Origin of the sequence: Vibrio sp. 14N.309.X.WAT.E.F5 (assembly GCF_030397615.1) — a bacterium.
In the GTDB taxonomy this organism is placed as follows: Bacteria; Pseudomonadota; Gammaproteobacteria; order Enterobacterales; family Vibrionaceae; genus Vibrio; species Vibrio lentus.
The window spans coordinates 306,832-318,950 of sequence record NZ_JAPNXR010000001.1; the positions used below are offsets into that span (position 1 = coordinate 306,832).

The window sequence follows — 12,119 nt, forward strand, 5'->3', positions numbered from 1 at the left end:
GTGTCACATCTCTTGATAATGAATTAACTAGCTAACTTTTCTACGTACTGATAAACCGCTTTTAAGATAGCCATTTTCTTCTCGTCGCTTTCGTGTTCATGCGCGAGGTTTTCGAGGTTCAACATATAATCCTCTAAACGACTCTCATAATACTCACGACAGTGGTTAGCCCATTTCAGTTGTTCAGCTTCGTCTAGCGTCCATGGGAAATGGCGAGCGCGGTAACGGAACAACAAAGGCTTAATGCGTTCGTCACCAAAAGTGATGTCTAATGCTGCCAAGTTATTTGGGTCAGTTTCACGAATGATGTTCATCGCGGTCTTGTCGGCTGGTGAAAAGAAGCCGTCGTAAAGGTGTGTGTCTACGTCATTGCTTTTCTCGTATTCACGCTCTTGTGAATATAAACCGACCAGCTTTTCACGGATCTCTGGATGTTCACGTAATAGGGCTAGATTCTTCAAACACTGTTGACGGTCTATACCGATCGTTTCTGCGTTTTCAGCTGTGAGCGTTTTTGCTGGTGCGAGAATAGGGCACTTGTTGAGTTGTACCAGTTTGATTGGTACTGGCAGTTCGTCTTCAGCAAGCTCACTGCGCTTGGTATAAAGCCTTTCTCTTAGTTCATCCGAATCCATTTCCAGCAAAGGGCTTGGGTCTTTCGCTAGGTCGACCACAATAACCGCGTTTTGGTTGGTCGGATGCCACGCCATAGGCACCACCCAGCTTGTGTAATTACAATCACGACCGAACATGCCAGATACGTGCATTAAAGGCGTCATGTTTACGATGTCGACTAACTCATTCAGCTTACGCTTGTGGCGCATGTTGTATAGGTAATCAAACATCTTAGGTTGCGCAGCTTTTAGCTTCTTCGCTAATTCGATTGTCGCAATCACATCAGCCATCGCATCGTGCGCGTTTTCGTGTTCAATACCGTTTGCCACCGATAGATGTTCCAGTTTGAAACTTGGAAAACCTTCATCGTTCGTTGGCCAGTTAATACCTTCAGGACGCAGTGCATGAACTGCACGCATCACATCCAGTAAATCCCAACGTGAATTGCCGTTCTGCCAGCTCCACGCATATGGGTCGATAAAGTTACGGTAACAGGTGTATCGCGTTACTTCGTCATCGAATCGGATGCTGTTATAGCCAAGGCTCGTCGTATTTGGCTTAGCAAGCTCGGCATGAATCTTAGCGATAAACTCAGGCTCAGGTAGGCCTTGAGACATGGCTTTTTGAGGTGTAATACGGGTTATTAATGCGGCTTCAGGTCCAGGCAGATAATCAGCAGGAGGTTGGCAGTAGATAACCAAAGGCTCTCCGATAATATTGAAATCTTGGTCGGTACGAACACCGGCGAACTGACTCGGGCGATCTTTCGCTGGGCTAACGCCCCATGTTTCGTAATCGAAAAAGAAGTAGGTCGACTGATTATCTGAACTCATTGAATTTCCTGAACAGCAAGCGGGAGCCGTTTACTGTGGCTGAAGGTTAGTTTTGTTCAGTATCTGATAGTATGCGGTACGCGTGCAACCCAGATCACAAATAAATTGCCGTAAAACGGTGCTTTACTATTCAATCGAGTCGATAGGTGTCCTTTTGAGTCCAATTGTGGCTATTTTCTAGTAACGATTCTGTCTGTTTGCCTCTTTCGATCGCCTTATCTGTTGGTCTTTATGAATTGGGTTTAAAGGTACCGCGAACAATCTTGTTTACGGTTTGCTTTAGCGGAAGTGGTTAGAGGCACCCTGATTATCTCTGTACTGATGTTTCAATTGCTGCAACTACCCGTCGAGCGCTCCGCCCAGAAAGGCGTTCATCTACTATACAATCTTTTTAGCCTTAATTAATTTCTGGTATTTATGAGTTAAGAAATTAACTTAATTGGTGAGTTCTACTTGTCTCATTTTTAATACTTTATAGACGCGTTGTTTTAATTGGATAATAAAAATAGTAGTAATGTTTCACTTTTATTACAGCTTGAGGTCAATGCTGATCTGTTTCACTTTTGAGACTATATTGCAACACGATGATCTATATAATAATTAACCTTAATTAAATAAGTGTTTATTGTTCTCCTTTATATTTTTGTTATTTTAATGGAATTATCTTTCATGAAAAATAATGGCGTACAAAAACAAAGGAATTAAATGTAAAACCAGTTTTATATCTATTTGGTGGAATTGTTTAAATACCACTATTTTTGCTAGTGTTATTTGTGTCAATTTGCGTGATCTTATTCTCACTGCGCCTCATTTCTTTATAAATTAGTGTCAATGTATATATTTTCTAAATAGGATTGCTGTTACTTAATTGTTAACTCTGATTAACTATTAGGTAACCCTAATAATAAAGCCGATTTTATATAAAGGATTAAAGAAATGAACAAAATTTTTAAGGTTGTTGCTGTCTCTGCACTTTCTATCTCTTCAGCGAATGTTTTCGCTGTGAGTGACACTTTTGATGCAACACTAGAAGTAAAACAAGCAATTACGATGACAAAAACAAGTGATCTTGACTTTGGTATCATCACTTCAGATAACACAACAGATGTTGTTATCGCTCAAGGTGATGCAGGAGCTGCGGCATTTACTCTTTCTGGAGAGTCTGGTGATGCAGTAACAGTAAGTATTTCTGATACTAACTTAGTTAACGGTGTAAATACGATTGCAGCAGAATTCGACTTTAATAACGCTATTACTCTTACTGGTGGTAGTGCGGATCTTAATATTGGTGGCACAGCACGTACTTCAAGTGCAACATTAGTTGCTGGTACTTATACTGCAAACGTTGCAGTAGATGTTACTTACCAGTAATTGATATAAAACAAGTCTAATAATAGCGACTGCTATTTATCAGTCGCTTTTACTATGAAACTATTTTTAAAACATTCCCTTTTTACTGCCATCATGGTTTTTTCTTTTTCATTATATGCATTAGAAATTATTCCAGAAAATATGGAAGTAAAATTTCCAGGTATGTATATCTCTGGATCTGGACAAAATGCCGATGCTAACCCAGCGAATAGCCAGGTTTATGTCGTGCGTTTTTATGTTGAAGGTGAACCAGGGAAAAAAATTGTGGTTTCTCTTCCTTCAAAGCAATACCTCAACCATTCTCGTAAATCCAAGCGGCTTCGTATTCGGAAGTTCTATTTTGGTTGTGGGTTATCAAAACGAGGCCGAGCCAAAATAAAAGGCAACGGCAGAACCAAATTATTGTGTATTGGTGCAAAAGTGAAAATTGGCGCTAATCATCCTGCCGGTGTTTATACCAGTACTATCCCCTTTGAGGTTAATTATAAATGAAGTTGTTTATCTCATGCGTTTTCGGCTTACTTTTCACCGCTCAAGCCTATGCTCAACTCCTGATCGCTCCGACTCGCTTTGTTCTTGATGCTGATACGTCGGTAACGGAAAAGATTGTTGTCGAAAATAACTCCGATCAACCCATTCGTTTGGAGATAAAGCCGATTTACCGTCCTGTAAAGGCCAGTGGCTTGGTGCGCACTGATACGAGTGTGACCCAGTCAGAGAACATCGCGAACTGGATTAAAGTATCGCCCCCAATTATTCGTGAGTTGAAGCCAAATCAACGACGTACGGTTCGTTTACGAATGACAGCATTGCCAGCAGATATGCCTGACGGCGAATATCGTGCGTATTTGTGGTTTTCTCCTATCGCCAAAGCGAAAGACTTATCGGAAGTCGACTTGTCGGTAAAGGCTAAATCGAATGATGGGTCGGCTTTTGAACTTAACTTCCACATCAACAGCTATGTACCTGTTTATGTTCAGAAAGGGGTGCCAGTACAAGATGTTAAGTATCACTGTGATGAACAAAGCATTACGATTCGTAATGACGGTAACTTCCAGTTCAATGCCAAACTGAACGTTGACGACCATATTGAAAAAGTCGTGTTGCTCCGCAATGCTGAACTGACTAAACCCTTGCCAAAAGGGTCGAAGGTCTCGTTGGTTCAAAACGAAAACTCGTTGTTCGAATGCGTTTTGTAGCGAGAGTGCAGACGACTCAAGCAAAGTAAAATGCTTAGACGTGTGGTTTGGCATGCCCTGTTGTTGTTCTTTTTGTCTCTGTCTCTGGCGGCGCATTCAGAAGTGAACCCAGAGGCGAGCGAACTGTATCCTGCTCATATCGAAGTGCGCGTTGGTCGGGTTGGAGATAGCTTCTACCGTGTCATGATGGACGACTACGAAGAGCCCTTTATCTCCATCTCAAACGCTGCATTTTCATTGTTGGAAATGAACGGTCAATGTGATGAAAGCGGGTACTGCGAAATCTATCTGCCGCAAGATGTCGGCAGAGAATCCCCTCCGTATATTGTCGATACTGAGCAAGCAATCTGCTATCGCGATGAAAACAATATCCAGTCGATTAAATATGAAGTGATTGACTCAGAAACCTACATTCATTGGTACAGCTTGCAAGCTTGTATTCCAGCTAAAGTGCGCTGGGACATTGATGATTATCGGCTAACCGTCTCTCCTGAATTTAGCTCATTGACAGAGTTAGAGACGGTTATCTCTAAGATGAAAAATGAATCACGGCAGAAAGCTGAAGCGTTAAAGCGTGCGGGCAATATCCCGGCGATTGAACCGCAGGCTACGGTAGGTTTGGCGACTCGAATCGCTACTTCTGTTTATCATGATAGTGAAACTGGCGGTGATGTTTACGCCATTTCCGATACCATCCTAACAACCGAGAACTCGGTATCTCGATTGTCTATAGACTCACGAGAAGATAACCCCATCGTTTACTACAACATTGCGGTAGAAGCTCATGAAGGTGAAGGCTCTTTAGAAATAGGTCATGTGTTATTGGATGGTAGCGTTTTTACCGTCAATCAAACATTGGAAGACGGCCTTTATTACACTAATCGAAAGCGACAACCTGAGTTTGGTAACCTGCAATTAGAACGTACCACCCAGCCTAATATTAGTATTGATGTGTTGGTGAATGGCATCTATCAAACCACGTATCGCTCCGATGAATTTGGCCGTTTTGTTGTTGAAGAAGACAACATCTCACCCGGTGACACCATCAAGTTTCGCTACTACCTATCAAAGGGGGTTTGGAGAGAAGAGGAGATCACGGTTGCAGGTTTAGAAGATGCCTTTCTTCCGAGTAACGAATGGGGCGTTCAAGTCGTCGGGAACGAAGGAGCAGATCGAGCGGGCGCCGTATCTTTGGAGTACGGACTCGCGGATTACTTCACCGTAGGCAGCGCCTTTATGAGACAAGACGGTAAGGACCTGATTGGCTTTCAAGGACGATACTTGCCTACTCATTGGTTTGCAGGCCACATCGGTTGGTTACCTGATTTCGACCGCTTTCCAATGGAGTTTGATATCTTGTTGGGAAGTGATCAATCCGCTTCGATAGAGCTTAATAAAACCGATGAATTAGATTGGGAGTCGATGGAGTACCACGTCTTCAAATATAACCTGTCTCTAGCCAACCTAACCGCATTTTTGACGGTGAGAGATGACGAGAAGGAATTGAGTGTCGAGCCCAAGTTTAACACCAAGGTATCTCCCAACTTATTTCTCTCTTATGCTGGCGACTATCGTTATATCAAGAGCTCCCATAAAGACGATTATCTACACACAATAGGGTTAGCCAAGAGTGGTTTTTCAGACACCTCTTGGAATGTATCGGGTACAGTGAATGGTTCTGGACACCATGAACGAACCGAGTTTTCGTTAAGGAACGCGTGCAAAGAGTGCATATTGGACCCACTTAATGCTTTTCAAGAACTTACGACCAATGTATCCGCAAGATATCAAAAGCAAGAGGTGTCATTTTCGGCTTCTCTAGAAGCGCGTGTGAACCCTTATCTGCTCTTCAAATTGGAAGGAAACGAAGACCGTTATGGTGTGGAGGTGACCACTGAATTTGGCGCGAAAACCTATTTTGATAAGAACATAGGCGAGTTCGTTGAGTGGAATAAATACAATCATTCTAAGCTGACGGGAATTGTTTATGATCACCACAAGCAGCCTATCGCGGGTGTGAGCTTACAAATACTGGACCAACGTGCGGTGAGCGATTCAAAAGGGCGCTTCGAATTCTCAAGTGTTCCCGCGCGCGTCAATCTGCCTATCTATATCGATGAAGGTGCGCTTGACCTTAACTTAACACCGATTCAGAACCCTGTATTTGTGAATACTAAACAAGTCGGGTCGACCCATGCTCATATCGAAATGGTGGTGTCATTTGGCGTTGACGGCACAGTAGAGGGAACGCTGGAAGATAACGCATATTTACACTTCAAACACATACAAAAAGGCACGGAATATTCGAGTGAAATTGAAAGCGATGGATTCTACATGGTAGAAGGGCTCATCGCGGGTAAGTACATTGTCACCTTAGAGATGGGCGACAAAAGATATGTGCAAGGCGCCGATTTGGACGGGGACTTTTGGGTAAGCGCTCTTACATTCAATCTCATCGATTTCCATAAGGTGTATTAGCACTCATCAATCTACTTAATCAGAGGGAGGCGAGAAGATAAACCTCAGCTTTTGCTTGATCGTCAGTTCTTGGCTTTGCATCGTTTTGAACAAGCCTCTCCATTCTTGAAAGGTCACTGTTATCGGGTTAAAACTGTTTACAGGTTTGGTGACGCCGTAACGCACTGTTTCGATTTCAGGTTCGAAGGTACCGAATAGCTTGTCCCAGATGATAAGAACACCAGCGTAGTTTTTATCTATGTATTGCGGGTTTCTACCGTGATGTACACGGTGGTGAGAGGGCGTGTTAAAAATGTATTCGAATGGGCCTAGGTTTCTTATCCATTGGGTGTGCACAAAGAACTGTAAACCGAGATTTAAAAGCACCACAAATATCACCCATTTAGGGTCAAAGCCTATGATGACTAAAGGCACCCAAAATAACCACATGCCTGCAAATGGGTACATTAAACTCTGACGGAAAGCCGTACTGAAGTTCATGCTTTCTGAACTATGGTGTGCCACGTGTGCCGCCCACATCCAGCGAACGCGGTGGCTTGCCCTGTGAAACCAGTAATAGAAAAAGTCCTGTAGAACCATCAACACAATAAAACTCAGCACACCCATTTCGATATCCATTAAGTGCCAGCCGAATAACCAAAGATACAGTTGAACAATCAGTAATCCGGTTAACAAATCGGAGAGCTGGTGCATACCCGCCAACGTAAAGTTACAGAGCACTTCAGACAATTTATAACTCGAATTGTCGGGTAATCGACCTTGCTTCTGGCCAATAAAATACTCGGCCAACATACAAAGCAGAAACAAGGGAGCCAACACAAGCAGTAGCCATTCTGGGTGATTGATCAGTGAGTCGATATCCATTTCCTGTTCCTTTTTTCTTCGTGACTAGGCGCGCTACCAGCGTGCGAAATGATCTTCAGTAAGACCAAGAACATTCTCTAGCTGATGGATGATCCCATCGTTGTCTTGAATTGAACCTGAAAAGTGGCCGATGAACTGTCGGAAGTTACTTTTAAGTACCCATAAATTGAGCTTTTCACTGCGTTGGTTAATAGGGGTAAACGTCAGGTTGATGCGCCCATCTTGCGACGTGATTGTCCAAGGGCGGTCGATATCATCTCGGTTAAACATAAAGTGCACGGGGTTAAGTAGGTGTCTAGAGCCATCAACCCACAATACGTTCTCGCAAGTACCGGTTTCGTTCACGCCTGCCGCGAGGTTTAAGCCAATACTTTTCTGGTCGGCAAGTGTATTGATGCTTGCCCAGCGCCAACTGGTTTCACGCCTCATGTATCCAGCGGAAAAATCATACCCTGCAAGTGCTTGGTTTAGGTCGATGATATTTCCTTTGGCTTCGATATGCCCAGATACAGCTAAGGCATTGTGTTTTTGGGTGAACGTCCAACCTGAGTATCCCGTTGGGCTGCACATTGCCATCGGAAGGCTGTTAGCTGGCGGAGTGAATCTGACATCCGCATTGATGGCTTTTGTTTTGAGTCGCAGGTGCCATTCGCCATCGTGAATTTCAAACACAATGCTTTGCCCTGCGATGTGTGTGATGCCTTGAAACGGTGAAGAGGTCACTTGTTTATCTAGGCTCAAAGGGCGTAGCCATGAACACTCTTCAAGTTGGTTGTTTTCGATGTCGTATAGATAAACAAAGGCTGAGCCTAGATAACGAATATCTGCAATGGCGACACCAATGATATGAGTAAGTGTAACGATACTGACAAACTGAAATTGTTTATAGTGGAAGTGCCTTTGCCATGCGTTGGCTTTGGCATCCATGGAGTTTCGGTAGTCGAAATGTTCAATGTTAAGAGCGTGAGGAATGCCGTCAAAGTGCCCAATAATGGGCTGACCGTTTGTTTCAATAATGCTATCTGGGGCGGGTTGAGTCTGTATCATGGCTCGCTCGTTTACATAACGTTAACAATTGGTGCTATTGTGTCGTTAGAACGATTTAATTGGGAGGTCATTTCCGGACAAAGGTGAATCTTCCATCACGGTTTTGTGCATGTCGGTTAGTTATGATTAGTGAACACAAAGTGAAAGTCACATAGGGAGCGTGGGGTGGACATTCTCGCTGAGTACATGCCAACAGAGCATCGACATCAATTGGGTACTTTGGATGTCGCACTGTTGTTGAACACCTTAGAACGAAGAGGTGTTGGTATTGAGCAACTGTTGATTGGTGCGGGCTTATCAGGTTTGGACTTACGAGATCCGAATGGAAAGTTGACCTACGCTGACAAACTCTCACTGTTCAGCATTGCCAATCAACACTTTCCTGATGACGGGTTGGGCTTATGGCTCGGAGAGTATGCAAGCTTGAGCCACTTTGGTGTGTTGGGCTATGCGCTGTCGACCAGTCAAGATGTAGCAGAGGCCATTAAATCAGGCTTCAAATATCTGCGTTTAAATGGGCCGATATTTTCCGTCAAGTTGCTTGTAGATTCGGATCTGGCGGCGATTCAAATTGAAAATACGTTAGAGGTGGGCGACTTGCTGCCTTTTTGTAGTGAGTATTTTCTCAGCTCTGTTGTGTCTCTGTTTAAAGAACTGACCGGAGAGCCACTTTCAATAAACCAATTGTCGTTACCTTATGCGCCACCCAATTACGCAGAGCGATATCAAAGCCGTTTCGATTGCCCTGTGCATTTCAAGCAAAGGATGTGTGAGCTGCGCTTTGATGCTTCCGTTTTATCGCAACCTTTGCTGACTCACGATGCGACGACGTTAAAACGCTACCTTGCTTCTTGTCAGTCGATAGTTGAGACATTGGATTCTGAGCATCTACTGACAAATCAGATCAAAACAATCTTCTATCAAACCGCGGCTAGTGTCCCCAGTATTGAACAACTTGCTTACGAGTTCGGCTGTAGCTCTCGAACATTAAGACGAGACCTAACTACTCAAGGTTCGAGTTATCAAACATTACTTACCGAGGTTCGCGTCGAGTTAGCCAAAGAGTTGTTACTCGGCACAGCAATGAGCATCGATGACATTGGCGAAAGGCTAGGGTATAGCGACCCCGCCAATTTCAGACGAGCCTTCAAAAGCTGGCTAAATAAAACACCGGCGCAGTTTCGCGACGGTCTCACTTAATCTGGTTATAACTATTGTCTCTCTTTATTTCATGAAGAACTGCTCACGAAATTCAGTTACTTGTTGTTGATAGTAACTGTTCCATTCCTGAGTATCCCAATTGGCATGACTTGCAGAGCGTTGAGAATCTAAGCTTGATTTTAATTGATCAAGTTGGTCGTGATAAGTCATCACCGTCTGCTGCTGTTGAGCCACTTGTTGTTTACGCACAGCGATATTATCGGCCTGTTCGGCATCTAAATATGCATCTTGAAGTTCAGCCTTGATCGTCGCTAACTCAACAGAGCTGTAGCTGTTTGGCAGTAATGAAACAGCAAGCTCGTATTTTTGAGCCGGAGTCTCTGCGTTTAATGTTCCTGTTTTACTTTCCCATTCCGAGATCAAATCTTGGTAGTGCAAGACAAACTCAGTGGGCTCAACTTCCTCAAGCGTTTTTGCTCTGAGCGTAAAGTCCAGATGCGCAAATTGATCGGCAAATAGCTGGTGGGCGAACTCTCCCCAAACCTCTTGTGCAGACTGCTTAAACAGCTCAACACGCGCTTCCAAAGAGTCAACGGACTCAAGTGGAATTGTGCTTTCCCTTAGTTGCCAATCAGCAGAGAGCTTCGGGTAATCACTTAATAGTTCAAACCATTCTATTGGTAACTCAGTTTTCAACTGCGCGAGTTGTTCAGTGCAATTACCCACCTGTTGGCAAAGCGTCCAAAACTCATCGAGTTCATCCAGCAGCGTCTTACCTTCAAGTTCAGTTAGGTTTTCTGCATACGCTTTTCCGTGCAGGTTTTCAGTTTGGACTTGTTTACCTTGCGAAACGCGATTGTCTGAAAAGCCTGCCGTCTTTGATGTGGGACCATTGTCATCAGTCGTTTTAGAAACGTGCTTTTTTGCTTCTGTGTGTTGGACAGAGGATTGCGGTGTTCCAATCGATTTTGATGACCATGAATAGCCAACAATGCTCGTCACCGCGACGAGCATTAGGATTAATATAACTCGATGCATTATCCGTTCACCGCGCTACTTGATAACAGCACTAACAGGGAAGTGATCTGAAAGGTTGTAGTGTTTCCATAACTCACTGCTGGTTGATCTTGGGACATCCACGCGATTGTCGTTATGAGCTTTAGCTGCATATTCCGAGCTCACTACCACATAATCGAGATACTCAACGTTCTCACCACCCGACATAGGTTCACCCGCAAAGTTGTTGATGCGTGGGTCAAAGGTGGAAGCGGTATAACCTGAATACTCCGGCTCAGCGGCTTGCAGGTTAGCGAACATCTGTTGGTAGTCGTCTGGGAACTTCAGCTTGTTCACGTTGAAGTCGCCGCTGTAAATAACCGTCTCTGAGGTTGGTATTTCCAGTGATTGAGCAAGCTGACGCATCTGTTTAAATTGGCGCTGTCGGTAGTCACGAGCGGTATCGGTATCAAATGATGCCGTGTGAGTACCAAACACGTGGTAAGCCTGGCCGTTTTTGATGACTTCAGCGTAATTCACGCCTTTGTCTGCGAAGCAGTCCGTTCCGGTGCAATCAGGAAAAACGTACTGTGCTTCGTTGACGATTGGGTAACGGCTCACAATGATCACGCCGCCGTCATAGATGTTGAAGCCATCTTTATCGAGCATCTTGGTTTGGTAAGGATACTCTTTCGCTAGTTCACGCAAGAACTCATCTCGTCCGTTGGCAAACACTTCTTGAAGCGCCAATACGTCGTAGCCCTTAACGTATTGAGGGATGAGGTCGTAACGATCACCGATGTGCGAAGCGATAGCGGGTAGAGCCCAAATGTTGTAGGTCATCACTTTCAATGTGTTGGCATCTGGCTCTGGTTGCTCATCCACTTTTTGTGGGGTGATGGTGTAGTAAATATCATCGTAGCGAGCGGTGTTATCAGCTTTGAATGCAAGTTCCGTATTCACATCAAAAGCATCGGTTGAACTACGGTGAATATTACGATCATCATGCAGTGTTAAGTCGACGTCTGCTGCGCTCAAACCGTGTTGCAGTGTTGAGTTGTACCAATGTCCTTCCATGGTTTGATTAAGTGTGACGCTCTCCCCAATAGAATTTGAGACTACTGTGTCAAACTCGTATGTCTTACCGGACTTCACGCCTGTCCAGCGGTTGAAACTGATCAGTTTTTTCGTTTCCCACGGACCAATTTGTTCAACATGTTGTTGCCACTCATCGCCAAGTTGCAGTAAGTCGGTACCGGTATGATTGGTTTGAATCGTCATCACTTGGTTGGTGTTGTTGGTCAGATACACATCGGTATCTGCAATAGCCGAGGTTGAAATGAATGAAGCTGATGCAAGTAATGCACTCAGGCAAGTCCATTGAGTTTTCATTTTCACGTTATCCTTACTGATTGGTTTAAAGAATAACGTAGTAAAGAGTTATGACATTGGAGTTATAACTCTATCAGAATTATCCAAATATTAGATATACGCCATGGTTTTATAAATTCGATTACTCATTGATAATTAACATATTGCTTTGTCGGAATGATAA

Annotated in this window: 10 protein-coding genes; 5 read left to right on the forward strand and 5 right to left on the reverse strand. The window is 43.9% G+C overall.

The annotated features are described in order from the left end of the window. Positions 1-23: 23 nt before the first annotated feature. Positions 24-1,448, reverse strand: coding sequence for an exodeoxyribonuclease I (gene sbcB, locus OW495_RS01390; RefSeq protein ID WP_102513856.1), 1,425 nt, complete (start codon positions 1,446-1,448; stop codon positions 24-26). 936 nt (positions 1,449-2,384) lie between these two features. Between sbcB and OW495_RS01395 the strand changes: the two genes are divergently transcribed. The 4 genes from OW495_RS01395 to OW495_RS01410 are packed head-to-tail and all read left to right on the forward strand — an operon-like array spanning position 2,385 to position 6,496. Continuing rightward, entirely contained in the window at positions 2,385-2,819 is a 435-nt protein-coding gene (locus OW495_RS01395) for a DUF4402 domain-containing protein (RefSeq protein ID WP_017104493.1), read from the forward strand. Between the two features lie 54 nt (positions 2,820-2,873). After that, a complete protein-coding gene (locus OW495_RS01400) occupies positions 2,874-3,311 on the forward strand; it encodes a DUF4402 domain-containing protein (RefSeq protein ID WP_198594273.1) in 438 nt (145 codons plus the stop codon). After that, entirely contained in the window at positions 3,308-4,018 is a 711-nt protein-coding gene (locus tag OW495_RS01405; protein WP_289884559.1) for a molecular chaperone, read from the forward strand. The genes OW495_RS01400 and OW495_RS01405 overlap by 4 nt, the downstream gene beginning before the upstream one ends. Positions 4,019-4,048: 30 nt before the next feature. Then, positions 4,049-6,496: a carboxypeptidase-like regulatory domain-containing protein gene (locus tag OW495_RS01410; protein WP_102513857.1), complete on the forward strand. Its 2,448-nt coding sequence runs from the start codon at positions 4,049-4,051 to the stop codon at positions 6,494-6,496. Between the two features lie 15 nt (positions 6,497-6,511). Here the strand turns inward: OW495_RS01410 and OW495_RS01415 are convergent, their stop codons facing one another. Both OW495_RS01415 and OW495_RS01420 read right to left on the reverse strand, forming a co-directional pair. After that, positions 6,512-7,360, reverse strand: a complete 849-nt coding sequence (locus OW495_RS01415) for a sterol desaturase family protein (protein WP_102513858.1) — start codon at positions 7,358-7,360, stop codon at positions 6,512-6,514. Positions 7,361-7,393: 33 nt separating this feature from the next. Next, complete coding sequence (locus OW495_RS01420) at positions 7,394-8,407, reverse strand: DUF2804 domain-containing protein (protein ID WP_102513859.1); 1,014 nt, start codon at positions 8,405-8,407, stop codon at positions 7,394-7,396. Between the two features lie 165 nt (positions 8,408-8,572). Between OW495_RS01420 and OW495_RS01425 the strand changes: the two genes are divergently transcribed. Beyond that, positions 8,573-9,607, forward strand: coding sequence for an AraC family transcriptional regulator (locus OW495_RS01425; RefSeq protein WP_102513860.1), 1,035 nt, complete (start codon positions 8,573-8,575; stop codon positions 9,605-9,607). A gap of 24 nt (positions 9,608-9,631) precedes the next feature. Here the strand turns inward: OW495_RS01425 and OW495_RS01430 are convergent, their stop codons facing one another. Together OW495_RS01430 and OW495_RS01435 are read right to left on the reverse strand one after the other, a co-directional pair. Next, positions 9,632-10,582: a chromosome partitioning protein ParA gene (locus tag OW495_RS01430; protein ID WP_289884772.1), complete on the reverse strand. Its 951-nt coding sequence runs from the start codon at positions 10,580-10,582 to the stop codon at positions 9,632-9,634. Positions 10,583-10,621: 39 nt separating this feature from the next. Next, positions 10,622-11,956 carry a sphingomyelin phosphodiesterase gene (locus OW495_RS01435; RefSeq protein ID WP_102513862.1) on the reverse strand — a complete coding sequence of 445 codons (1,335 nt, stop codon included), beginning with the start codon at positions 11,954-11,956 and terminating at the stop codon, positions 10,622-10,624. Between the last annotated feature and the right edge of the window lie 163 nt (positions 11,957-12,119).

Excerpts from the sequence above, each read along its gene's own strand:
- sbcB (WP_102513856.1), bottom strand. The coding sequence starts at position 1,448 with ATGAGTTCAGATAATCAGTCGACCTACTTCTTTTTCGATTACGAAACA.
- OW495_RS01395 (WP_017104493.1), top strand. The coding sequence starts at position 2,385 with ATGAACAAAATTTTTAAGGTTGTTGCTGTCTCTGCACTTTCTATCTCT.
- OW495_RS01400 (WP_198594273.1), top strand. The coding sequence starts at position 2,874 with ATGAAACTATTTTTAAAACATTCCCTTTTTACTGCCATCATGGTTTTT.
- OW495_RS01405 (WP_289884559.1), top strand. The coding sequence starts at position 3,308 with ATGAAGTTGTTTATCTCATGCGTTTTCGGCTTACTTTTCACCGCTCAA.
- OW495_RS01410 (WP_102513857.1), top strand. The coding sequence starts at position 4,049 with ATGCTTAGACGTGTGGTTTGGCATGCCCTGTTGTTGTTCTTTTTGTCT.
- OW495_RS01415 (WP_102513858.1), bottom strand. The coding sequence starts at position 7,360 with ATGGATATCGACTCACTGATCAATCACCCAGAATGGCTACTGCTTGTG.
- OW495_RS01420 (WP_102513859.1), bottom strand. The coding sequence starts at position 8,407 with ATGATACAGACTCAACCCGCCCCAGATAGCATTATTGAAACAAACGGT.
- OW495_RS01430 (WP_289884772.1), bottom strand. The coding sequence starts at position 10,582 with ATGCTCGTCGCGGTGACGAGCATTGTTGGCTATTCATGGTCATCAAAA.
- OW495_RS01435 (WP_102513862.1), bottom strand. The coding sequence starts at position 11,956 with ATGAAAACTCAATGGACTTGCCTGAGTGCATTACTTGCATCAGCTTCA.